The following is a 23,990-nucleotide window of genomic DNA, read 5'->3' as shown; positions in this document are numbered from 1 at the left end:
CGTTCTACCTTCCGAAGTGGACCTGGACGTTTGTGTAGTGTCCGTGCTCACCTGTGACCTTGATGCCGTAGACCCTGCCGAATCCGTACCGTGCCGAGTTCCTGCCGGTGAAGGTGCCGGCCGCGGCCTCCTCCAGCGTCTTTCCGCTGCGCAAGAGCGCGTTGAACTCGTCCAGATTGCTGGGCATGCTTCGGTTCCAGTTTCCCTGGACCGCCTGAATGCCTTCCGCACCGTAGTGGGCCATCATGTCGTCGAACATCTGATAGCCCTTGGTCTTGCTGTCGTTCCTCTCGACCGCGATGGTCAGCAGGCCGTCCGTGACGTTGGCGGTGATCATCCCGTCCCCGTCGTACCCTCTGGTGAAGTCACCGCACGCCCACTTCGGAGCGGCCGCCGCCATCCGCACGGAGGCCGGCTGCACCGACGAGCGCTGCCCGGAGACCGTGAGCGGCTTGGCCTTCTTGCAGATCTTGTTGACCTTGAAGAGCTTGCGCATCAGGTCGTACGCGGACTCCGCCCACCGCGCCTTCGACTTGACGGTGACGTCCCCCAGGAACTCCCAGCAGTTCGAGATGGTCGGGTCGTCGGCGCACGCCTCCAGCAGTCCGAGATCGGTGAAGATCGACGCGACGTCGTGGAGCTGCTTCATCGCCTCGCCGAACCGGGCCCCGTCCGCGAAGATCGCGCACAGGATCTCGTTCTGCTGGCACCAGCGGGGGTGGTTGCTGCTCGCCAGGTCACAGCCCACGAAGCCGCAGCGGTACATCTCACGGGCCTGAGCGCCCGGGTCGTTCTCCGCCTTCTCCTTCGCGGCGACGGCCGCCTTGCGGCGCGCCTCCTCCTCCGCCTTCAGCTTCTTCAGGGCGACTGAGTAGGCGTCCTTGGCCGCCGTGAGGGCTGCCTTGGCGTCCTTGCCCGCCGCCGTCGCCGACGCCCGTGCCTCGTTCGCCGCCGACCATGCGCTCGACGCCGACGCCTGCGCCATCTCCGAGGAGACGGTCGCCGTGGCGGCGGACGCCGCCGCGGCACGGGCGTCACGGTTGGCGTTGTTCGCCGCGTTGCGGGCAGTCCTCGCCGACTCGGCCGCACGCGCTGCGGACGCCTCCGCGTCCCTGGCGTGCTGGGCCGCGTCGTCGGCGTAGCCCTTGGCCTTGATCTCCGAGTCCTTGGCCTCCTTGGCGTACCTGGCCGCGTCCTCCGAGGCCTTGCGGGCGATGGCCGCGGATTGCCGGGCCTCCGCGGCATCCTGCTGGGCGGTGGCCGCGATGCCGGCCGCCTCCGCGATCAGCTGTTGGACCTGTGCGACGTGGGTGGCCGCGAGCAGGTCCTTGCGCTGGGCCATGAACTGACCCTTGGCGATGAACGCGTGCAGCGACTGGGGTGAACCTTCGAGGGCGATCCGCGCAGCGGACTTCACCTCGGGGCCGCCCGTGGAGACGAGCTGAGCCGCCTGGACCCGCTCGTCCTGGGTGCGGGCCGTGTACTGCGTGGTGAGCAGGAACTGCCGGAAGGCGGCGGGAGTACCGGCGGCGAGCGCCTTCCTCGCCTCCTCGGTGACGATCGGGCCGCCTGTGTCGGCGGCCTGTGCGATGGCGACACGGAAGTCCTGTGCGCCGGCGTCGTACTGACCCTTGGTCAGGAAGGTGTGCACACCCGCGGAGTCACCGGCGAGCGCGGTCTCCGCCGCGTCCCGCACGGCCTTGCTCATGCTGTCCTCGGCCAGTCGCTCGACCTGGAAGCGCTCGTCCTGCTCGCGCGCCTCCTTCCAGCCGTTGCGGACGTAGTCGACGACATACTCGTCGGAGGAGGCGAGGGCCACCTCGGCAGCGGCACGGCTCCATGCGTCCGCGTTCCGGACGGCGAGGAGCGCGAGCTTGCGTCCGTCGGTGGCCACCTGGCCGAGGTCCGCCCCCGGTTGGGCCGCGGCGGTCGCGAGGCGCTGGGCCTCGGCGTCCCGGTCCTTCGACTCCTGTATCTCCTTGGCGACGGCAGCCCGGCGGGTGTCGTCGTCCTCCTTGATGTCCTTGGCCTGCTCGATACCCGCGTTGGTCCGGCCGCGGAGTTCCTCGGTCTCGACCTCGCGCGCGAGCTGGTAGACCTCCTGCGCCTTGGTGACCGCCTTGGACGCCGTGTTGGCGGCTTCTGTCGCGGCCTTGGCGTGTGCGGTGGCCCTGTCGGCGGCCTGCGCCGCCTCGCCCGCGTGCTCGGCGGCCTCGTCGGCGGCCTTGGCCGACGCGTTGGCGTGGGCCGCTGCTGAGCGCGCCTCGTCACGGGCCTGGGACGCCGCTGTCGCGGCCTTGCGGGCCAGCTTCTCCGCCGCGGAGGCGGCACGGTTGGCCTCGGCCGCGTGACGCTTGGCGGCAGCGGCGGAGCGACGGGCCTCGGCGGCCTGTGCACTGCTCTGGTTGGCGTAGCCGCTCGCCTCCAGGGCGGCCGACGCCGCCCGGTCGGCGTTGGCACCCGCGCTCACGGCGGAGAGGGCCGCCACGCCGGCCGCTGTCGCCGCCTTCGAGGCCTGGTCGGCCGCGTCGGCGGCGAGGTTGGCGCCCTTGGCGGCGGCCCGGGCGTCCTCGGCGGCCTTTCGGGCCGCGGAGGCGTTCTTCGCGTCGCGCGCGGCATCTGCGGCAGCACTGCGGGCGTTCGACGACGCGCGTGCCGCACCGGCTGCCGCGGCGGCGGCCTGAGAGGCGGCGCTCGCCGCTACCCGGGCCGCGTTGTTCGCCGCGTTGGCCGCGGAGATCGCCTGCTGCGCGGCGCCGGCGGCCTGCTTGGCGGCCTTGGCGGCACGTCCTGCCGCGGCCGCGGCGTCCAGCGAGTCCTTCTGCGCCAGGGACGCTTCCTTCGCGGCCTTCTCCGCCGCCTCCTTCGCCAGCTCGGCGGCCTTCACCGCCTTGGCGGACGCCGCCTTGGCCGCCTCCGTCTCCTTGGCGGCCTGCCGGCCGGCCTCCTTCGCCCGGGCGGCGAGCTGCTCGACGGTCGCTCGCTCCTGGTCACGCGAGCGGGCCACGTACTGGCCCACCTCCAGGAACTCCCGGACGTCCTCGGGTGTGCCGTTCAGCGCGAGCCGCCCCGCGGACTTCACATTGGACCCGCCGCTGCTGATGAGCTGCACCAGCTCCACGCGGTCGTCCTGCTGGGCCTTGGCGTAGCGGCCGGTCGCGAGGAACGCCTGCACGTCCTCGGGGGTGCCGTTCAGCGCGGCCCGCCCGGCCTCCTGGACGCTTGGACCGCCCGCGCTGATGACCTGCGCGGCCTGGACCCGCTGGTCCTGGACGAGCGGGTCCTCCCAGCCGTATGCGAGGAAGGTCTCCAGTTCCTCCGGCGTGCCCGACAGCGCCGTGCGCGCGGCGTCCAGCAGCTGGCTGCCGCCGATGGAGGCGAGCTGGGCCGCGGCGACGCGGTTGTCCTGCACGCCCGTCTCGTGGACGGTGCTCAGAAGCGTCCGGATGTCTGCGTCGGTGCCGGTCAGGGCCGCCTCGGCAAGCGCCTTGACCCCCGGGCCGCCGGTCTTCCACAGGTCCACGACGAGAGCGCGGTTGGTGAGCGGCGTGGGGCTGCCGCTCTGGCCGCTGAACATGCCGTCGTCGGAGAGCGGGTCGTCGGCGGCGGCCGCGGTGCCCCCCAGCAACCCCACCAGCAGGGCCAGCGGCAGCAGGCCGGTGATCAGCGCACGCGCTGTCCTCCGAGCCCCCCACGCCCGTCGCCCCCCATTAATTCTTCCATTCAAGAGAAACACTCATCTCGGTTATCGGCAACGGGTGTTGCCGCCTTTCCGTATGGCGTCGGGAGCATATCCCGCCTCTATTCGGGAAGTTGGACCGCCCAGCCGCCGCGCGACGGGCCGCTGCCCACATAACCGGAATAGTTTGTTCCGTTCCATACCTGCGCCACTCGTCGATCAGGATGCCGTCGCACGTCAATACACATGTGACGCACGCATCATCAGAATCGGACAGCGCGGGAAGTAGCCCCCCAAAACCCTGCTCACCGCAACGACCCCTGGGTGAAAGTGAGTTGACGATCCGTCACAGCGCAATCTAGATTCACTCGTCACCTTTACTGGGCAATTACGTTTCCGGCTCACCTATGAATGCACGGGTGCCGCCTGAAGGGAGTGTGCGGTGGCTTTCCGCACTCGTAGTCTTCTTGTTTCGGGAGCCGTCGGCACCCTCGTCGCAATCGTCGGTATGTCCTTCGCCGTCGCGGACGAATCGGCCACCAGGGGAAGCGCGGCGGCCACTCCGCCGGTCGCGGTCGAGGACTACGGCTACCCCGGCGCCGCCGACATTCTGGCGACCCAGGGAATCAAGCTGAAAAAGGGCGACGGACGCATTCTGCTCGTGGAGTGCGACACCTCGCCGGGCGAGATCAAGGTCCACACAGTCAAGGACGACGCGGCCGGCCGCAAGGGCAACTACTGCTTCCGGGCCACCGCCAAGACCGGATACCTCACCCTCGAACTGCCGCGCGTCTTCGCCCTGGAGACCGCCGAGCACCCCATCAGCGCCGACCTGACCGCGAACGGCGACACCACCACCGTCGACGTTCCCAAGGACGGCTTCGAGAGCGTGGGCGAGGGCACCGTCGGGGGCGCGCAGTCCGTGCTCGTCGAGATCCGTGTCACCGGCTGACCCGGCCGTGTCCAGCGTCAAGGAATCGAGAAACGTGACTTCCGTACGTCCAGGGGCCGCCGTGACCGCTGCCCTGGTGGCCGCCGTGGCCACCGCCGGGGCACTCACCGCCACCCCGGCCCACGCCGTCGCCGGCGACACCGCCCCTGCGGGCAGCTACGCCTTCGCCGCCGCACTGGCCATCGGCGCCGACGACACCGCCCGCACCTGCACCGGCTCCCTCGTGGCGCCGCAGTGGATTCTCACCGCCGCGAGCTGTTTCGCCGCCGACCCCGAGACCACTTCGGTGCAGGCGGGCAAGCCCGCACTCAAGACCATCGCCACGGTTGCCGGGAAGACCGGCGAGATCGTGGAACTGGTGCCCCGTCCGGGACGCGACATCGTGCTGGCCCGGCTCGCGAGGCCCACCACCGGCGCCGCTCCCGTCACGGTGTCCGCCACCGCCGCCACGGCGAGCGAGCAGCTGAAAGCCGTCGGCTACGGCCGCACCAGGACCGAGTGGGTGCCGTCCGCCGCGCACGCCGCCGCCTTCACCGTGGACGCCGTCGGCACCGACGACATCGGCGTCACCGGGGTGAACGGCGCGCTCTGCAAGGGTGACACCGGTGGCCCTCTGCTCCGCGAGACCAACGGGATCGCCCAGCTGGTCGGCGTCAACAGCCGTTCCTGGCAAGGGGGATGCTTCGGCGAGAAGGAGACCCGCACCGGCGCGGTCGCTTCCCGTTCGGACGACCTGGCCACCTGGATCACCGCCACGGTCACCGCCGCCCGCCCCACCGACTTCAACTGCGACGGAGAACGCGACATCGCCGTCGCCGACCCCAAGGCCGCGGTCGGCGCGGACGCCAGGGCAGGCGTCGTACGGATCGTCCACGGCGGCGGCAAGGGCACCACGGAACTGAACCAGGACGCCGCGGGCGTCCCGGGCGGCGCCGAGCCCGACGACCAGTTCGGCGAGGCGCTGGCGGTCTTCGACCACAACCTCGACGGCTGCACCGACCTCGTCGTCGGCGTCCCCGGGGAGGACCTGGGGAACGCGGCCGACGCCGGCATGGTGCAGGTCCTGTACGGCGCACCCGGCGGTCTCACCAAGGGACAGACGGCCCTCACCCTGGAGCAGGGCAGCGGCGCGGGCGCGATCAAGGCGTCCGCCGGCGAGGCGGGCGACCGGATGGGCCACGCCCTGGCCGCCGGCGCCACCGTCACCGGGGAGCCGTACCTGGCCATCGGCGTGCCCGGCGAGGACCTGGGCGACGTCGCGAACGCGGGCAATCTCTTCTACCTGCGCGGCACGACGAACGCCTCGACGCACCAGGACAAGCCCGGCGCGGCCGGCGCCGCGGAGAAGGACGACCGCTTCGGCACGACGGTCGCCGGATCGCCCGGCCACTTCACCGTCGGCACCCCGGGCGAGGACGTCGGCACGGACTCCGGTTCCGGCGGGGTCCAGATCTACGGCCACGCCATCAACTCCTCGGGCGGGCCGACCCCGTTGCTCGGTTTCGACGAGGACTCGGACCTGATCAGTGGTGCCGCCGAGCCCGGCGACCAGTTCGGTGCCTCGCTGGCGATGGCCGAGTACCGTCCGTCCGCCACGTCCACCGGGACCGATTCGATCCTTGCGATCGGCTCCCCCGGCGAGGACATGGGCACCGGTAGCGCTCTCGTCAAGGACGCCGGACGAGTGGTGACACTGCGCGTGGACGCGGCAGGGAAAATCACGCAGCTCGCCGACATCAGCCAGGGCACCACCGGCATCGCCGGTGAGCACGAGGCGGGCGACGCCTTCGGCAAGAAGGTGGCTGCCGTGAACACCCGGCCCGGTGCGGTCAGTACCGACAAGAGCCTGCTGCTGTCGATCGGTGTCCCGGGTGAGGACATCGGCAGCGTGAAGGACGCGGGTGCCATTCGGATCGTGCCGCTGCTCGGCAGCCCGGGCGCGTCCGAGGTCGTGGTCGAGGAGGGGAAGTCCGGACTGCCGGGCGCACCGGGCACGTCCCACGCCGTGGGCGGCTACATGACCGCGGCGGCGGGCCACCTCTATGTGGGAATGCCTCTGGGCCCCAACGCACGCGGCGCGCTCCACGCCCTGCCGTGGGCGAACATCGTGGGCGGGGCGGCCGATCCGGTGGTCTCGTACCAGCCGGGCTCGGGCGGACTTCCGGCCGCGGGCGACACGTTCGGCACCGTCAGCCAATAGCCGGCGGCAACGGCCGGGCGTGCGAGCCGGGCCGGCAAACGGACCAAGGGCGGTCACCTGTCGGTGACCGCCCTTGGCGGTGCCGGACGTGGGCGTGGGTGCCGGCCTGGCTCAGCAGTACAGGTTGCCGCCGGGGGCGACGCCCAGGATCTGGGTGAACTGCTGGTACTTGGTGACCCGGCTCTGCACCTGGCCGGGGTTGCCGCCGTTGCACTCCAGCGAGCCGTTGATACTGCGGATCGTCTCGCCGAAGCCGCGGCTGTTGACCATGGCGTTGTGCGGGGTCATGGTGCCGGGACCGTTCTGGGTGTTCCAGTACCAGAGGCCGGTCTTCCAGGCGACGGCCGATTCGCGCTCGACGCGCCAGGGGTCGGCGAGCAGGTTGATGCCCAGCGCGTCGCCCGCTGCCTTGTAGTTGAAGTTCCAACTGAGCTGGATCGGTCCGCGACCGTAGTAGGCGGCCTGGCCGGCCGGGCAGCCGTACGGCTGGCTGCGGTCGCAGTAGTGCGGGTAGTTGGCGGTGTTCTGCTCCACGATGTGGACCAGTCCGCCGGTCTCGTGGGAGACGTTCGCCAGGAAGGCCGCGGCCTCCTGCTTCTTCACCGTGTCGCTTCCGGTCTTCGCGAACGCCGGGTAGGCGCTGAGCGCGGCGGTCAGACCGCTGTAGCTGTAGAAGGAGTTGCGGCCCGGGAACATCTGGTTGAACTGTGCCTCGCTGACCACGAAGCCCGACGGCTGCGGGTTGCCGCCGCCTCCGCCGGTACAGGTGCCCTGGTCCGCCCAGACGTCCGCGGAGCCCGGACGCTCGTTCTGGGTCCACCACTTGGCCTGGTAGTTGCGGCCGTTGTACGAGGCGGACATGCCGCCCGTGTAGACGGACGAGGAGTTCCACGCGGCAGCGCAGGCCGCCGCGGACGCGGTGCTGGGGATGAAGACGGCGAGCCCGATGGCCATGGCGAATGCCGCGAGCAGGGTGGTGACGCGTCTCAGCATGAGTTCCGTCCTTCCGTGGGGGTCACCCACACCGAACGGCATTGGTCTGGACCTGTCAAGGTCTAGACCAAGGGTTGTTACGTACTGAACGAACGGCGAATCTTGAGCGACCGAATGCCCCAACTCCCCTGCGCTCAGGGGGATTCGCCCTACCGTGACCGCCGTGGAATGGCTGAGCCCCGAGAACGTCGTCGCCGTGCTCACCGCGCTCCTCGGTGTGCTGGCCTCCGGCGCGGTGCTCTGGTACGAGCGGCGGGTGCCGCGGCGCAAGCGCATCGGATACCGCGTCCAGCTGGACACCCCGATCGGCAGCAACGCGCCGGGCGGCGGCCGGGGGAACGTACGGCTGGGGCTGTTCAACGAGACCCCCGACATGTCCGACGCCACGCTCGTCCTGCTGCGCATCGAGAACGACGGCGCGCAGTCGATCGCGGGCGACGACTACACGGGCCGTGGAGTGCACGGTCTGACGGCGGAGTTCGCGGACCGGACGGTCCGGGCGATCGCCGTCACCCAGCCCGCGGACGCCGACCATCTGATGGAGCACTTCACCCCCACGGCGGGCCTGCGGCACACGGACGGCACGATCCACCTGCCGCGCGTCCCGCTGAACCGGGGCGAGCACTACAAACTGCTGGTGCTGCTGACCGGCGGCCACGTCGGCAGCCCGATCGGCGTCACGGGCGGCATCCGCGACGGCGAGGTGCGGCCCAACCGCAGCACGACACCCGACGACAAACCGCCGGTCTTCAGCCGGGCCGCCCGCACCATCACGGTCCTGCTCACGGCGTGCGTCATCGTGCTGGCCTCGATCATCGTCGTACGGGAGGACGCCCCGCCGCCCATGGGGTGCCAGCGGGGCAGCCTGACACTGACCGGGTCGACGGCCTTCGCCCCCGTCGTACGGGAGTTGGCAGCGAAGTACGAGAAGGACTGCGAGGGCGCCACCGTCGTGGTGGACGCGCACGGCAGCACCGCCGGGATACGGGCGCTGGCAGACGAAGGGGCTGAGGAGGACAAGGCACCGGCGCTCGTCGCGCTCTCCGACGGGCCCAAGCCGGGCGGGTATCCGCAGCTGCGCGAGGTCCGCGTCGCGGTCTCCCTCTTCACGCTCGTCGTCAACGACAGGGTCCCCGTGCGCGACCTCTCCCTCACGGACGTCCGGCGCATCTATGCGGGCGAGATCACCAACTGGAAGCAGCTCGGCGGCCCCGATCTGGCTGTCCTGCTGGTCAGCCGGGACGCCAACTCCGGTACGCGCGAGGTCTTCCAGCGCCGGGTGCTGCACCGCAACGAACCGGCGAACTCCTCACGCGACTGCGCCCACCGGGACGATCCGCAGGCGCCGGTCGTGCGCTGCGAGCTCGACAGCACCGAGCAGGTGCTCGCCACGGTGGCCAGGCTGCCGGGCGCGATCGGGTACAGCGAACTGCGCTCCGGCAGCGGGCTGAAGGGGGCGCACCGCCTCAGCATCGGCGGGCAGGCGCCGAACGTCGACGAGATCGGCAGGAGCGCGTACGTGTACCCGTATCTGGAGATCGAGTACGCCTACACCTACGGGCAGCCGCCGGCGGACTCTCTCGCCTCCAGCTTCCTCGGCTATCTCACGCGCGGCAGCGGACAGGACGTGATCCGCACCCACGGGCATCTGCCGTGCGGAACACCGAAGGGGCTGCGGATCTGCGGCGAGGACTGAGCCGGGGGCCGGTGGCGGGAAGGAGGACGACGACGCCCCCGGGACCGCGGTCCCGGGGGCGTCGTCGTGCACGGCCGGTGCTACGACAGGAACGAGTTGATCTCGATCGTCTCCGTGCGGCCCGGGCCCACGCCGATCGCCGAGATCGGCGCGCCCGACATCGACTCCAGCGCCTTCACGTAGTCCTGCGCGTTCTTCGGGAGGTCCGCGAAGGTCTTGGCCTTCGTGATGTCCTCCGACCAGCCCGGCAGGTACTCGTAGATGGGCTTCGCGTGGTGGAAGTCCGTCTGCGAGTACGGCAGCTCCTCGACGCGCTTGCCGTCGATCTCGTACGCCACGCAGACCGGGATCTGCTCCCAGCCCGTCAGCACGTCCAGCTTCGTCAGGAAGAAGTCCGTCAGACCGTTCACGCGCGTCGCGTAGCGCGCGATCACCGCGTCGAACCAGCCGCAGCGGCGGTCACGGCCGGTGGTCACACCGCGCTCGCCGCCGATGCGGCGCAGCGCCTCGCCGTCCTCGTCGAACAGCTCCGTCGGGAAGGGGCCCGCGCCCACCCGCGTCGTGTACGCCTTGAGGATGCCGATCACCCGGCTGATCTTCGTCGGTCCGACACCCGCACCCGTGCACGCGCCGCCGGCCGTGGGGTTCGAGGAGGTGACGAAGGGATACGTGCCGTGGTCCACGTCCAGCAGCGTGCCCTGGCCGCCCTCGAAGAGGACGACCTTGCCCTCGTCGATCGCGTTGTTCAGCAGCAGCGTCGTGTCGGCGACGTACGGCCGGAGCTTCTCCGCGTACTGGAGCATCTCCTCGACGATCTTCTCCGCCTCGATCGCCCGGCGGTTGTAGACCTTGGCCAGCAGCTGGTTCTTGGACTCCAGCGCGGCCTCGACCTTCTGCTGGAGGATCGACTCGTCGTAGAGGTCCTGGACGCGGATGCCGACGCGGTTGATCTTGTCGGCGTACGTCGGGCCGATTCCCCGGCCGGTGGTGCCGATCTTCCGCTTACCGAGGAACCGTTCCGTCACCTTGTCGAGGGTGACGTTGTACGGGGTGATCAAATGAGCGTTGCCGCTGATCAGCAGCTTGGACGTGTCGACGCCACGGTCGTTCAGCCCGCTCAGCTCGGAGAGCAGGACAGCCGGGTCGACGACGACCCCGTTGCCGATGACCGGGGTACACCCCGGCGAGAGGATTCCGGAAGGGAGGAGATGCAGCGCATACTTCTGGTCGCCGACCACGACCGTGTGGCCGGCATTGTTGCCGCCCTGGTAACGCACCACATAGTCCACGGATCCACCGAGCAGGTCGGTGGCCTTTCCCTTGCCCTCGTCACCCCACTGAGCACCGAGCAGCACAAGTGCGGGCACAGGCGTACACCCCTTCCGGGCGGGGCATGTCCAAGGTCAGGGGGCGTGTGCCGTGCCTGAGTCTGCGGACCTGTTGCCCCGGAATAGACGAAGCCCCTGGCGCAATAGCGCAAGGGGCTCTTGCACAAAGATGCTACCCGAGGAAGGACCGAGGTGTCGGCTCACGACCAGCTGCTGGTGGTCATCGACCCGGTCGCCCGCCGAAGTGACGGCGAGTCCGTGCGGATCGCGAAAGATGTGCTGTGCGGTGGCTCTGAGGCGAAAATCTGCCTTCCGGAGGGACCCGAGGAATTCGCGCGGGCGCTGGCCCGCAGGGGCTCGCGGCGCCCCGTGGTGATCGGTGACGACCGGACGCTGCTGCGTGCGGTGTCGCTGCTGCACCGGGACCGGTGGCTCGGCGACGGCGCCCTGTCGATGGTGCCGGTCGGCCCGGCGGTGGATCTCGCGCATTCGCTGGGCGTGCCCCGCACTGCGGTGGCGGCGGCCCGGGCGGTGCTGGACGGGGTCGTACGGCGGCTGGATCTGCTGGTGGACGAGAGCGACGGCGTGGTGCTCGGGGATCTGTCCATCCCGGCCGTCGCGGGACCCGGGTCGGGGGCGAACGGCACCTCGGTGTGGAACACCTGCCGCTCGCTGGTGCGCACCCTGGTCAGACCCGCGCCCCCGGCGGTGGTCCGCACCCACCGGCTGCGGGTGGAGGCGGACGGCGTCCTGCTGTCGGACCTGGACCGCCTGGTGGAGGCGGTGACGGTCCGCACGGGCGGCGGGCGGGCGGAGGTCACGGTCCGCGCATCGGCCTCCGGGGACCCGCTGGTCGCGAAGGCGCTGACGGTGACGGTCTCGGGCCCGGACTTCCGGTACCGGGCGGACACGCTGATCACGGGCCCGGTGCGGACGCGGACCTGGACGCTGCGGCCGGGGGCGTGGGGACTGACACTGCCGTCGGCGGCGACGGCGTCGGGGGGCTGAGGCCTCGCCGTCCGAGCACGGCCGCCCGTCGGCGCCGGCGCCGGCCTGCTGGGCCGAGGGGCCGAGGGGCCGAGGGGCGGATAATCATTGGGCACACCACGTATCCGGCCAGCAGAATGCAGTCCATGAACGACCGGCGCGACGACACCCCCCACACCCCCACGGCGGACCCGGCGACGGACTGGACCACCACCCCCGTCACGGCCGACCTCCTGCGCGGCGCGCTGGAGCTGGAGCGCACGGAGCAGGGGTGGCTGCCGCACCGGCTGCCCGCCCGGGCCCGCGCCCAGAACACCGACGGTCAGCTGGCCATGGCGGAGGCCCAGCCCTCGGGCGTACGGCTGGTGTTCCGCACCCGGGCCGGCGTCGTCGAGCTCGACACGCTGCGCACCAAGAACGCGTACAAAGGCGCCCCGCCCCGGCCCGATGGCGTGTACGACCTGCTCGTCGACGGCGCGCTGACCCGGCAGGCCAGTGTGCCCGGCGGCAACGTCCTGATGATCGACATGACCACCGGGTCCGCGGAGACGCTGCCCGGCCCGGTCGGCACCGTGCGGTTCTCCGGACTCCCGGGCCGCGACAAGGTCGTCGAGATCTGGCTGCCGCACAACGAGATCACCGAACTGGTCGCCCTGCGCACCGACGCGCCCGTCGAGGCCGTGCCGGACACGGGCCGCAGGACATGGCTGCACCACGGCAGTTCGATCAGTCACGGGTCGAACGCCGCCAGCCCCACCACCACCTGGCCCGCGCTCGCGAGCTCCCTCGGCGGTGTGGAGCTGACGAACCTGGGCTTCAGCGGCAGCGCCCTGCTCGACCCCTTCACGGCCCGCGCGCTGCGGGACACCCCCGCCGACCTGATCAGCGTCAAGATCGGCATCAATCTCGTCAACACCGACCTGATGCGGCTGCGCGCCTTCGGTCCCGCGGTGCACGGCTTCCTCGACACGATCCGCGAGGGCCACCCCACCACTCCGCTGCTGGTCGTCTCGCCGGTCCTGTGCCCGATCCACGAGGACACCCCCGGCCCGAGCATCCCGGACTTCAGCGGCGTCGGCGAAGGGCAGCTCCGGTTCCGGGCCGCGGGCGACCCCGACGAACGGGCCGCGGGAAAGCTGACGCTGGGCGTCATCCGGGAGGAGCTGGCCCGCATCGTGAAGCAGCGGGCGGTCGACGACCCGAATCTGCACCATCTCGACGGGCGCGAGCTCTACGGCGAGGACGACTCCGCCGAACTGCCGCTGCCGGACGACCTCCACCCGGACGCCGCCACCCACCGCCGCATGGGCGAACGGTTCGCGGCGCTGGCCTTCGGCGCGGGCGGCGCGTTCGCGGGTGAGGGTTCCTGACGGCGGCGCCACTGAGGTCTCCGTGGCCGGGCCGGGTGCGCGAGGTTGCCGCGAGCGACTGTCAGGGCGCCGGGATGCCGTGCTCCTCGCGGTAGACGCGCCAGCGGTCCATCATCCCCTCCAGCTCATGCTGGAGGAAGCCGAAGAACTCGGCGGTCTGCGTGACCCGCGCCCCCGCCGCGGTGTCCGGTCCCAGCGTCGCCGCGCCGTCGCGCAGCGCCTTCTCCCACCGGGTCAGCAGCTGGTCGCGCCGGGTGAAGGTCTCGTACCAGAGCTCGTTGTGCAGGACATAGCGGTCGCGGCGTGAGCCCGGGTCCCGCTCGCGGCTGACCATGTCGACCTGGCTGAGGTAGCGCACGGCCCCCGACACGGCCGCCGGGCTGATCCGCAGCTGCTCGCCCAGCTCGGCGGAGGTCATGCTGCCCTTCTCCGAGGAGAGCAGCGCGACGAAGACCCGCGCGGCCATCCGCTGCATGCCGGCCTCGGTCAGTTCGGCCGCGAAACGCTCCACGAAGCGCGAGACCGCCTCGTCACCGGCCCGCCCGTTCGCGCTGTCGTCGCCGCTCATGACCCCATCGTCTCCCCTCGTCCGGCCTGGCCACCCGAGTTTATACGCTTCCTTAACTTCACAAATTTGTGAAAACAGCGTACGTTCCGAAGCATGACGAAGGCCATCACCGTCTCCGGACTCCACAAGTCGTTCGGGCGGACACACGCACTGGACGGCCTCGACCTCGCGGTCGAGACCGGTGAGGTCCACGGCTTCCTCGGCCCCAACGGCGCGGGCAAGTCCACCACCATCCGGGTCCTGCTGGGACTGCTGCGGGCCGACTCCGGCGCCGCCCAGCTCCTCGGCAGGGACCCCTGGCACGACGCGGTCGAACTGCACCGCCGTATCGCCTATGTGCCCGGAGACGTCACCCTGTGGCGCAACCTCTCGGGCGGCGAGGTCATCGACCTCTACGGCCGGCTGCGCGGGGGCCTCGACCGGGCACGCCGGGCCGACCTGCTCGAACGGTTCGAACTCGACCCCACCAAGAAGGGGCGCACCTACTCCAAGGGGAACCGCCAGAAGGTCGCCCTGGTTGCCGCGTTCGCCTCCGACGTGGACCTGCTGATCCTCGACGAGCCCACCTCCGGACTCGACCCGCTGATGGAGGAGGTCTTCCAGAGCTGTGTCGAGGAGGAGCGCCGCCGCGGCCGTACCGTCCTGCTCTCCTCGCACATCCTCAGCGAGGTGGAGAGCCTCTGCGACCGGGTCAGCATCATCCGCAGGGGCCGCACCGTGGAGACCGGATCGCTCGCCGAACTGCGCCACCTCACGCGGACGAGCGTCACCGCCGAACTCGCCGGGCCGCCGAACGGACTCGCCCAGCTCCCCGGCGTGCACGACCTGGACATCCAGGGGACGCGCGTGAAGCTCCAGGTGGACACCGACCGGCTCGACGCCGTGCTGCGCTCGCTGAGCGGGTCCGGTGTGCGGTCGCTGACCAGTACCCCGCCCACCCTGGAAGAGCTCTTCCTCCGCCACTACACGCCGGAGGAGGCGATGTCGCGATGACCGCGGTGGCCGACGCCGGATTCGCTCCTGCGCGCGGGGGCGGATCGCGGCCCCTCGCGGGGACGGGCACGCTGCTGCGGCTCGGTCTGCGCCGCGACCGCGTGATGGTGCCGCTGTGGGTCCTGGCGATCGGCGGGACGACCGCGAGCGCGGGCAACACGCTCGGCAAGGTCTACGAGACCCCCGCCCAACGGGCCGGCGTGGTCGACTCGATGGCCGCCAACAGCTCCCTCCGCTCCCTCTACGGACCGGTGTTCGACGACTCCCTCGGCGGGATCGTGGCCTGGCGGTACACCGTCTTCATGGCCGCCTTCGCCGCGGTCATGAGCCTGCTCGTCGTGGTCAGGCACACCCGCGAGGAGGAGGAGACCGGCCGCCAGGAGATGCTGTCCGCCGCCATGGTGGGCCGCCGTGCGCCGCTCACCTCGGCGCTGCTCGTGGCCCTCGTCGCCAACACCGCGCTCGCCCTGCTGGTGACGGCGGGGCTGGCCGCCGAAGGCGCGGCCGGGGCGCTCGCGCTCGGCATCGGCATCGGCGGCCTGGGCATGGTCTTCGCCACCATGGCCGCGATGATCGCGCAGTTCACCGAGACCGCGCGCCTCGCCAAGGGCCTGACGGCCGCGGCGCTCGGGCTGGCCTTCGCACTGCGGGCCGCGGGCGACGCGGCGAGCGACGACGGCTCGCACGTGCTGACCTGGCTCTCGCCCATCGGCTGGGCGGAGAACCTGCGGCCCTTCGCGGCCGAACGCTGGTGGGTGCTGCTCCTGTTCGCCGCGGCCGTCGTGCTCCAGGGCGCCGTCGCGTACGGGCTCGCCGGGCGGCGCGACGTCGGCATGAGCTTCATGGCGGCCCGGCCCGGGCCCGCCGAGGGCCGCCTCGCGACCGCGTCCGGCCTGGCCTGGCGCCTCCAGCGCGGCAGCCTCGCGGGCTGGGGCACCGGATTCCTGCTCGCCGGACTGATGTTCGGCGGGATGGCGGAGGGGGCCGCCGATCTGGTCGGCGACAACGAGCGGACCCGACAGATGCTGGAGCGGATGGGCGGGCAGTCCGGCATCACGGACGCCTTCCTCGCCGCGATGGTGGGGATGCTCGGCATGGTCGCCGCGCTGTACATCGTGCAGTCGGTGCTGCGGCTGCACGGCGAGGAGACCTCGCAGCGCGCGGAACCGGTCCTCGCGGCGGCGGTCGGCCGGGTGCGATGGGCTGCCGGCCACCTCCTCGTCGCTTTCGGCGGCGCCGCGCTGATCATGCTGCTCGGCGGCCTCGGTCTCGCGCTGGGCCACGGCGGGAGATTCGGTCCGGTACTGGGCGCGAGCCTGGTGCAGGTGGCCGCGGTGTGGCTGCTGGGCGCGGTGGCGGTGGCCGTCTACGGGATCGTCCCGCGAGCCGCGGGGCTGGCCTGGGCCTACGCGGGCCTGTCGCTGGCGCTCGGCTGGGTGGGCGCGGCCCTGAATCTGCCGGACGCGGCCCTGAAGGTGTCTCCGTTCGAGCATCTGCCAAAGCTGCCGGGCAACGACATGGCCTGGGGACCGATGGGGGTGCTGCTGGCGCTCGCGGTGGTGTTCACGGCGGCGGGCCTGGCGGGACTGCGGCGGCGCGACATCCTGACGTGACGGGGTGACGCGGGCGCGGGCATGGGGTCAGAGCCGGCCGGGGGCGCGTGCCGGGCATGGCGTCGGAACCGGCCGGGGGCGCGGGCGCGGGCCGGGCCGGCGCCCACGACCGCGACCGCGGCTCGGCGTCAGAGCTCGACCCGCAGCTCCCGCAGCCCTCTGATCACGAAGCCGCCCTGCCACTGCGGCTCCGCCGCCAGCCGCATGGACGGCGCCTCCCGCAGCAGTTCCCCGAACGACGCCATCAGCTCGATGCGGGCCAGCGGCGCGCCCAGGCAGTAGTGGATGCCCGCCCCGAAGCTGACGTGCGGATTGTCCTCGCGGGCGAGATCGAGGGTGCCGGGGTCCGTGAAGCGGGCCGGGTCGCGGTTGGCCGAGCCGAAGAGCAGGGCCAGCTCCGCGCCCCGCGGGATCACCGTGCCGTCGATCTCGATGTCGTCGAGCACCCAGCGCTCGAAGAGCTGGAGCGGGGTGTCGTACCGCATCAGCTCCTCCACAGCTGTGGACAACAGTCCGTGGTCGGCGCGCAGGGCGGCCAGCTGCTCGGGGTGGCGCAGCAGCGTCCACCAGCCGCCCGCCGTGGTGTTGACCGTCGCCTCGTGCCCGGCGTTCAGCAGCAGCACGCAGGTGGAGACCATCTCCTGCTCGTTCAGCCGGTCGCCCTCGTCGTGCGCGGCGATCAGCGCCGAGATCAGGTCCTCCCCCGGCGCCTTCCGCCGCAGCGCGATCAGCTCCCGCAGATACGCGGAGAACTCGCGCGACGCCCGTACCGCCCGCGCCGCCGTCTCCTGCGAGGGGTTCAGCTCGTACATCCCGCAGATATCCGCCGACCAGGGCCGCAGCTGCCCCCGGTCCGACTCCGGGATGCCCAGCATCTCCGCGATCACCGCCACCGGCAGCGGCTCGGCGACATCGGCCAGCAGATCGCCGCCGCCCGCCTTCTTCAGATCCGCGACCAGCCCCGCCGCCAGCCGCCGGACCGTGGGCTCCAGAGCGGCCACGGTCCGCGGGGTGAACGCCTTGGTCACCAGCCGGCGGATCCGTGTGTGGTCCGGCGCCTCCAGGTCGAGCAGGCCGTTGTCGTTGAGGGTGGTGAACGGCTCGTGGGACGCCGGGGGCGGCGTCCGCCCGAACTCCTCGTGCGTGAAGCGGTGCAGATACGTACGCCCCAGCCGCCGGTCCCGCAGCAGCGCCGACACATCCGCGTGATGCGGCACCAGCCACTGCCGGGTCGGCTCGAACCAGTGCACCCGCCCGGCGTCCCGCAGCCGGTCGAAGACGGGGTACGGGTCGGCGACGAAGTCCGGCGACCCGGGGGCGAAACCAGCTTCCACGGCAGCGTCCATCCCCGGACGCTAGCCCGGCCACGAGGGCTGTGACCAGCCTCCCGGCCGCCCGGCCACGAGGCGGTGACCAGCCTCCCGGCCCGGCTACGAGGGTGTGACCAGCCTCGCCTCGTACGCGAACACCGCCGCCTGGGTGCGGTCCCGCAGCCCGAGCTTCACCAGGACGCGGCTCACATGCGTCTTGATCGTGGACTCGGCGACCACCAGATGGGAGGCGATCTCCGCGTTCGACAGCCCCTGCGCGATGAGCACCAGCACCTCGGTCTCGCGCTCGGTGAGCTCACCGACCTGGGAGAGGGCCGGCGGCTTCGGGGTCTGGCTGATCTTGGAGAACTCCGTGATCAGCCGCCGCGTCACGGTCGGCGCGAGCAGGGCCTCGCCGGCCGCCACGACCCGTACCCCGTCGGCCAGTTGACGCGCGGAGGCGTCCTTGAGCAGAAAGCCCGACGCCCCGGCCCGCAGCGCCTGGTAGACGTACTCGTCCAGATCGAAGGTGGTCAGCACGAGCACCTTCGACTCCGCGTGCGAGGCGACGATCTCGCGGGTGGCCTCGATGCCATTCAGCTCCGGCATACGGATGTCCATCAGGACCACGTCCGGCGCCAGCTCGGCGACCTTGGAGACCGCCTCGCGGCCGTTGACCGCCTCGCCGATCACCTCGATGTCGGGCATCGCGTTCAGCAGGACGGAGAAGCCTTCACGGACCATGACCTGGTCGTCGACGACAAGGACCCGGATGGTCATGACTGCTCCTCGGTGGCCTGTGCGGGCACGGGGCTCGCGACGGGGATGAACGCGGTGACCTCGTAGCCGCCGTCCTCGGTGGGCTCGGCGGTCATCTCGCCGCTCAGCATGGTCACACGCTCGCGCATGCCCGTGATCCCGTGACCGGCGCCCGGCGAGGGCTTGACCAGGCCCTGCGGCGCGGTGTTCACGATCCTCAGGCCGATCCCGCCGAGGACGTAGGAGACCTCCACCTTCGCCGAGGCGCCCGGCGCGTGGCGCAGCGCGTTGCTGAGCGCCTCCTGGATGATCCGGTACGCCGACAGCTCGACGCCCTGCGGCAGCGGCCGCACCGCGCCCGTGATCGTCTTGTCCGCCTCCAGGCCCGCCTCGCGGACGTTGCCGAGCAGGTTGTCCAGATCGGCGAGGACGGGCTGCGGGGCGTCGGGCGCCTCGTAGTCCTCGGCCCGGACGACACCGAGGATCCGGCGCAGCTCGGTCAGCGCCGCCACCGCGTTCTCCCGGATGGTCGCGAACGCCTTCTCCAGCTCGGGCGGCGGGTTCTCCACCCGGTACGGCGCGGCCTCCGCCTGGATCGCCACGACCGACATGTGGTGGGCGACGACGTCGTGCAGCTCCCGGGCGATGGTGGTGCGCTCCTCCAGCAGCGTGCGCTTGTCCCGCTCGACGGCGGTGACGCTCTGCTGGACCGCGACCTCCTCGCGTGCCTCGCGGCGGACGTGCAGCACGGTCACGACCAGCAGGGCGAGGGCGGAGAAGAAGAGCATCTGCGGGGTGTCCGTACCCGCACTCGTGCCCAGGAAGATCTCGGCGAACAGCGCGTAGCCGGCCGTCACGGCCCACATCCAGCCCGCGGTGCGCGGCCGGGTCCGGGCCGCGACCACCGTCATCACGACGAGGTGCGCGATGAACGAGCTCGGTCCCCACGGCCAGCCGTCGCCGTAGGAGCCCACCACGGTGACCACGGGGGTCGACAGCAGCGAGAGCCAGAACGCGGCGACCGGGCGCACCAGGGTCAGCAGTACCGCGACGGCCGGCACGAACCCGCTGATCACGAAGTACGCCTGGCTGCCGTTGCTGTCGGCCACCAGGTATCCGACCATCAGCACGAACAGCGCCGCACCGACGATCACGGCGTGCGGGAACCAGCCCGCACGGTCCCGTATCCGCCGCGGCAGCAGGCGTCCGACGAGGCCGCCGCCGGCCCGGGGCGGCAGCGGCCGGTAGGCGAACACGTCGTCGAGGAGATCGGTGCGCAGCCCCGTGAACGCGTCCATCGCGAGGCGGAACTCGGGACTGCGGCTGTCGGAATCGGCGGCGGTGCGCGGTGTGCGCTGCGGGTTCTGCGAATCGGTCACAGCAGCCAAGGTACGGGGACGGGCGGACGCGGTCGTCACCAGCGATATGGATCCTGCCGCGTCCGTCCTGAGTACGACATGAGGCCTCGCAGGGCGTACGTCCGCTACGCGCGGAAGGCGTCCGCGTGCTCCTCGGCCCACTGCGCGAAGGTCCGGGCGGGCCGGCCGGTGACCTTCTCGACCGTGCCGGCGACGGTCCTGCCGGCGAGCGGTGTGTTGCCGTACACCTCCAGCAGGAAGTCGATCACGTCCTCGGGCATACCGCCCTCACGCCACTGCGCGACGGCCTCCTCCGCGGTCAGCTCCTCCAGCCGGATCTCCCGGCCGCGGGCCGCCGCCAGCGCTTCCGTCTTGTCCTTCAGCGTCAGCGCCTCGGGGCCGGTGACGACGTACTCCTGCCCGGCGTGACCGTCCTCGCTCAGCGCGACCGCGACGACCGCGCCGATGTCGGCCTCGTGCACCATCGCGCTGAGCCGGCCGGTGAACGGCTCGCGCACCCGGTCATCGCTGCGGATGCCGTCGGCCCACTCCAGCGCGTTCGCCATGAACTCGACCGGCATGACGACGGTCCACGCGAAGGACTCGCCGGAGCCGCGCACCGCGTCCTCCAGCGGGGTCGGGCCGCCGCCGTGCAGCACGGTGATCCGGCGCACGCCGGCCTCGCGGGCCAGCTCCAGGATGCGCGGACCGCTCTCCAGCGGGGTGAAGTACGGGCCGCCGAAGGTGATCAGATGCAGACCGGTCACGCCCTCCAGGGCGGCGGCGAGGGACTCTGGTTCGGTGAGATCGCCGCGGACGACCTCGACCCCGGCGGGGAAGTCCGCCGTGGCGGGGTCGCGGGTCAGGGCGCGGACGGGGAGGCCGAGGCGGAGGAGCTCCGCGACGACCTGGCGGCCAACGGTTCCGGTGGCTCCGGTCACGAGATGCGTCATGGGAAGAACGTAGGAGGGCTTGCGGTCAGGTTCCGTCCGCAAGCCGTCGGCGTCCGCGGGCAATCGGCCTTCTCGGTGCTTCCGGCTTCGGTGCGTGCGCTTTCGGTGCGTGCGCGCGCGGGACGGTCACCAGGCGAGCTGGGCGATCTCCTCCGCGACGACGGCACAGGCGTCGGCCGCCGGGTCGATGAGCGGGAAGTGCCCGACCTCCTCCAGCAGGGTCAGCCCCACGGTCTCCCCGGCCTTCGCCGCGGCGTCCACGTACGAATCGACGACGGGATACGGCACGGTGGTGTCGGTGCGACCCTGCACGATCGCGGTGGCGATGCCCGTGGGCAGCAGCAGCGCCGGATCGGCGTGCGGCCGGCGCTCCTCGAACTCGCTCTCCCCGCCCAGGAGTTGGTGCACCGCATCGCCGCACACATCGAGCTCCACCGCCCGCGCGAAGTCCGCGATCGGCGCGAGGGCGACCACACCGCGCAGCGCGGGAGGGGCGGGCAGCCGCCACGGCGACCCCACGGGCAGCACATGCCGGGCCGCGGCCCAGAGCGCCAGATGTCCGCCGGCGGAGTGCCCGGTCAGCACCGTGCGCCGGACGTCCGCCTCCGGGAGCGCCTTGCGCGCGAGATCCGGCAGCGCGTCCAGGACGGCGGCCACATCGTCGAAGGTCTCCGGCCAGCGGCCCGCCACCGGACTGGTCCCGCCCTGCGCCGGAATCTCCCGCCCGCGGCGGTACTCGACATTGGCGACGGCGAGGCCGCGGCGGGCCAGGAAGTCGGCGAAGGGCGTGACATGCCGGCGGTCGTACGCTCCCCGCCAGGCGCCCCCGTGCAGCACGACGACGAGCGGCACCGAGGCCTGCCCGCCGCGGGGCGCGTAGAAGTCGACGACCTGGTCGGGATGGTCGCCGTACGGGACGGAGGCGTCGGGGTCGACGGCGGGATGCGAGAACGCCGACGCTTCCTCTGCGGCGTCACGGGCGACAGGGTCGGGCATGCGGTGCCAACCTTCCGATGCAGTCACGGAATTGACCTGACCAGCGGGGACGGTACCAGCACGGCCCGCCCCGCCGGATGCCGAGGCGCGGGTCGGCGCCGAAGGCCCGCCGGCGTCCGGGGGCGCACGTCCGCGAAGGAGCGGCGACCGGCCGCGTGATCGACACGGCCGGTCGCCGGCTGTCCCCCGACGACGAAGTGGCGGAGGCCTCAGGCCGCGAGGATCTCCGCCAGCGTCGCCGCCGCCCTCTCCGCGTCCCCGAACCCGACGTACAGCGGCGTGAACCCGAACCGCAGCACGTCCGGCCTGCGCAGGTCACCCACCACTCCGCGCGCGATCAGCTTCTCCATCACGGCCGGCGCCTCCTCGCACCGCAGCGCGACCTGACTGCCCCGCGCCGAGTGGTCCTCAGGAGTCAGCGACGTGACCCTGCCCTCCGGGACATAGGCGGCGACGCACTTCAGGAAGAAGTCCGTGAGCGCCAGGCTCTTGGCCCGTACGGCCTCGATCCCGACCCCGTCCCAGACCTCGAGCGCCGCCTCCAACGCCAGCATGGACAGGATGTCGGGCGTCCCGACCCGGCCGCGGAGCGCGCCGTCCGCCGCCGTGAACTCGCGGGTCATCGCGAACGGGTCCGCGTGCGAGGTCCAGCCCGGCAGGGGCGAGTCGAAGGCCGGCTGATGGCGCTCGGCGACATAGAGGTACGCCGGTGAACCCGGCCCACCGTTCAGGTACTTGTAGGTGCAGCCGACCGCCAGGTCCACGCCGTTCGTGTCGAGCCCGACGGGCAGCGCGCCCGCGCTGTGGCACAGGTCCCAGACCACCAGCGCGCCCGCCTCGTGCACCGCCGCGGTCAGCGCCGGCAGGTCGTGGAGGCGGCCGGTGCGGTAGTCGACGTGATTGAGCAGAACAGCGGCCGTGCTGGGCCCGAGCACCGACGGCAGGTCCGCCGGAGCGACGGGCACCAGCCGCCGGCCGGTCATCCGGGCCGCCGACTCCGCGATGTAGCCGTCGGTGGGGAAGGTCGTGGCGTCGACGACGATGTCCGTACGGGCGGGGTCGTCGCACAGCCGGACCGCGCCCACCACCGCCTTGAAGACGTTGACGCTGGTGGAGTCGCCGACCACGATCTGCCCGGGCGCGGCCCCGACGAGCGGTGCTATGCGGTCGCCGATACGTTCCGGCGCGGTCCACCAGCCGCTCTCGCCCCAGGAGCGGATGCGCAGTTCGCCCCACTGCCGCTGCACGACATCGGCGACGCGCGCCGGCACATGGGCCGGCAGCGCACCCAGCGAGTTGCCGTCCAGATAGACGCCGTCGTCCAGCGTGAACAGCATGCGCAGACTGGCCAGTTCGTCTGCGGCGTCGAGCGCCGCGGCCTCGTGGGCCAGGGACTCAGACATGGCTGCGCGCCGTCCACAGCTCGGGGAAAACGTTCTTGCGGGCCCGCTTCTCCAGCCAGGCCACACCGGCGGAACCACCGGTGCCCGTCTTGGAACCCATCGCGCGGCGCGTCGCCACCAGATGGTCGTTGCGCCAGCGCCACACGAGCTCGCCGACGTCCGTCAACGCCTCGCCGAGCAGGACCAGTTCGGAGTCGGGCTCGCCGACGTCCTGTCCGCCGTAGACCGTCGCCCAGACCTTCTCGATCTCGGGGGACGGCTCGTACTTCTGCGACAGGTCGCGCTCCAGCACCGCCTCCGGGACCGGCAGCCCGCGCCGGGCGAGCAGCCGCAGCACCTCGTCGTACAGGCTCGGCTCGTGCAGCGCCTTCTCCAGCTCGGCGTACACCCGCGGTGCGCCACGGTGCGGCACCAGCATCGACGCCGACTTGTCGCCGAGCAGGAACTCCATCCGCCGGTACATCGCCGACTGGAAGCCGGAGCCCTCACCGAGGGCGCTGCGGTAGGAGTTGAACTGTGCGGGTGTCAGCTGGGCGAGCGGCCGCCACGAGGCGTTCAGCGCCTCCAGCTCACGCACCGACCGCTTCAGCGCGTCCCTCGCCACCTGCACCCGGTCCTCGCGCAGGGCGCGGGTCGCGGTCTCCCACTCGTGGACGATGACGGTGAACCACAGCTCCATGACCTGGGTGGTGACCAGGAAGACCATCTCTCCCGGGTCCTCCGAGAGCGGGTGCTGGAGATGGGTCAGGACGTCCGCCTGGACGTAGTCCTCGTACGGAGTGGTACCCGCGAAATCCAGATTCGGGGTCGCGTCATGTGACATCGCTGTCTC

At 71.7% G+C, this 23,990-nt stretch carries 18 protein-coding genes; 7 read left to right on the top strand and 11 right to left on the bottom strand.

Features of this window, described 5'->3' with window-relative positions; genetic code table 11:
- Nucleotides 1-4: 4 nt before the first annotated feature.
- Nucleotides 5-3,634, bottom strand: coding sequence for an ALF repeat-containing protein (locus OHA05_RS19290; protein WP_328861264.1), 3,630 nt, complete (start codon nt 3,632-3,634; stop codon nt 5-7).
- A 487-nt stretch (nt 3,635-4,121) separates the two neighbouring features.
- Between OHA05_RS19290 and OHA05_RS19285 the strand changes: the two genes are divergently transcribed.
- Both OHA05_RS19285 and OHA05_RS19280 read left to right on the top strand, forming a co-directional pair.
- Nucleotides 4,122-4,631, top strand: coding sequence for a hypothetical protein (locus OHA05_RS19285; RefSeq protein ID WP_313945070.1), 510 nt, complete (start codon nt 4,122-4,124; stop codon nt 4,629-4,631).
- A 34-nt stretch (nt 4,632-4,665) separates the two neighbouring features.
- Nucleotides 4,666-6,831 (top strand): S1 family peptidase, encoded by a 2,166-nt coding sequence (locus OHA05_RS19280; RefSeq protein ID WP_328861263.1) that lies wholly within the window; start codon nt 4,666-4,668, stop codon nt 6,829-6,831.
- A 111-nt stretch (nt 6,832-6,942) separates the two neighbouring features.
- On the opposite strand, the gene OHA05_RS19275 is transcribed toward OHA05_RS19280, so the two are convergent.
- Nucleotides 6,943-7,824, bottom strand: coding sequence for a glycoside hydrolase family 19 protein (locus OHA05_RS19275; RefSeq protein ID WP_313945072.1), 882 nt, complete (start codon nt 7,822-7,824; stop codon nt 6,943-6,945).
- A 163-nt stretch (nt 7,825-7,987) separates the two neighbouring features.
- Between OHA05_RS19275 and OHA05_RS19270 the strand changes: the two genes are divergently transcribed.
- Nucleotides 7,988-9,520 carry a substrate-binding domain-containing protein gene (locus OHA05_RS19270; protein ID WP_328861262.1) on the top strand — a complete coding sequence of 511 codons (1,533 nt, stop codon included), beginning with the start codon at nt 7,988-7,990 and terminating at the stop codon, nt 9,518-9,520.
- A gap of 80 nt (nt 9,521-9,600) precedes the next feature.
- Here the strand turns inward: OHA05_RS19270 and OHA05_RS19265 are convergent, their stop codons facing one another.
- Nucleotides 9,601-10,887, bottom strand: coding sequence for an adenylosuccinate synthase (locus OHA05_RS19265; protein ID WP_313945074.1), 1,287 nt, complete (start codon nt 10,885-10,887; stop codon nt 9,601-9,603).
- Between the two features lie 153 nt (nt 10,888-11,040).
- Between OHA05_RS19265 and OHA05_RS19260 the strand changes: the two genes are divergently transcribed.
- Together OHA05_RS19260 and OHA05_RS19255 are read left to right on the top strand one after the other, a co-directional pair.
- Nucleotides 11,041-11,856 carry a diacylglycerol kinase family protein gene (locus OHA05_RS19260; protein ID WP_313945075.1) on the top strand — a complete coding sequence of 272 codons (816 nt, stop codon included), beginning with the start codon at nt 11,041-11,043 and terminating at the stop codon, nt 11,854-11,856.
- A gap of 125 nt (nt 11,857-11,981) precedes the next feature.
- Nucleotides 11,982-13,205, top strand: coding sequence for a GDSL-type esterase/lipase family protein (locus OHA05_RS19255; protein ID WP_328861261.1), 1,224 nt, complete (start codon nt 11,982-11,984; stop codon nt 13,203-13,205).
- Between the two features lie 61 nt (nt 13,206-13,266).
- On the opposite strand, the gene OHA05_RS19250 is transcribed toward OHA05_RS19255, so the two are convergent.
- Nucleotides 13,267-13,773 (bottom strand): GbsR/MarR family transcriptional regulator, encoded by a 507-nt coding sequence (locus OHA05_RS19250; RefSeq protein WP_328861260.1) that lies wholly within the window; start codon nt 13,771-13,773, stop codon nt 13,267-13,269.
- A gap of 93 nt (nt 13,774-13,866) precedes the next feature.
- Here OHA05_RS19250 and OHA05_RS19245 point away from each other — a divergent pair, with 93 nt between their 5' ends.
- Nucleotides 13,867-14,766: an ABC transporter ATP-binding protein gene (locus OHA05_RS19245; protein WP_328861259.1), complete on the top strand. Its 900-nt coding sequence runs from the start codon at nt 13,867-13,869 to the stop codon at nt 14,764-14,766.
- Entirely contained in the window at nt 14,763-16,379 is a 1,617-nt protein-coding gene (locus tag OHA05_RS19240; RefSeq protein WP_328861258.1) for an ABC transporter permease, read from the top strand. Before OHA05_RS19245 ends, OHA05_RS19240 begins: the two co-directional genes overlap by 4 nt.
- Nucleotides 16,380-16,507: 128 nt before the next feature.
- Here OHA05_RS19240 and OHA05_RS19235 read toward each other — a convergent pair whose 3' ends face one another.
- From OHA05_RS19235 to OHA05_RS19205, 7 genes are all read right to left on the bottom strand, one after another.
- Entirely contained in the window at nt 16,508-17,725 is a 1,218-nt protein-coding gene (locus OHA05_RS19235; RefSeq protein ID WP_443043718.1) for a cytochrome P450, read from the bottom strand.
- An 84-nt stretch (nt 17,726-17,809) separates the two neighbouring features.
- Entirely contained in the window at nt 17,810-18,469 is a 660-nt protein-coding gene (locus tag OHA05_RS19230; RefSeq protein WP_313945080.1) for a response regulator transcription factor, read from the bottom strand.
- Entirely contained in the window at nt 18,466-19,836 is a 1,371-nt protein-coding gene (locus OHA05_RS19225; RefSeq protein WP_391844123.1) for a histidine kinase, read from the bottom strand. The genes OHA05_RS19230 and OHA05_RS19225 overlap by 4 nt, the downstream gene beginning before the upstream one ends.
- 95 nt (nt 19,837-19,931) lie before the next feature.
- Entirely contained in the window at nt 19,932-20,759 is an 828-nt protein-coding gene (locus tag OHA05_RS19220; RefSeq protein ID WP_313945081.1) for an NmrA family NAD(P)-binding protein, read from the bottom strand.
- A gap of 126 nt (nt 20,760-20,885) precedes the next feature.
- Nucleotides 20,886-21,755, bottom strand: a complete 870-nt coding sequence (locus tag OHA05_RS19215; RefSeq protein ID WP_328861257.1) for an alpha/beta hydrolase family protein — start codon at nt 21,753-21,755, stop codon at nt 20,886-20,888.
- A gap of 209 nt (nt 21,756-21,964) precedes the next feature.
- Nucleotides 21,965-23,158 (bottom strand): kynureninase, encoded by a 1,194-nt coding sequence (kynU, locus tag OHA05_RS19210; RefSeq protein ID WP_328861256.1) that lies wholly within the window; start codon nt 23,156-23,158, stop codon nt 21,965-21,967.
- Nucleotides 23,151-23,981: a tryptophan 2,3-dioxygenase family protein gene (locus OHA05_RS19205; RefSeq protein WP_313945084.1), complete on the bottom strand. Its 831-nt coding sequence runs from the start codon at nt 23,979-23,981 to the stop codon at nt 23,151-23,153. The genes kynU and OHA05_RS19205 overlap by 8 nt, the downstream gene beginning before the upstream one ends.
- Nucleotides 23,982-23,990 lie beyond the last annotated feature (9 nt).

This window comes from Streptomyces sp. NBC_00306 (assembly GCF_036169555.1).
GTDB lineage: Bacteria > Actinomycetota > Actinomycetes > Streptomycetales > Streptomycetaceae > Streptomyces > Streptomyces achmelvichensis.
This window is presented reverse-complemented; position numbering and strand designations above follow the sequence as displayed.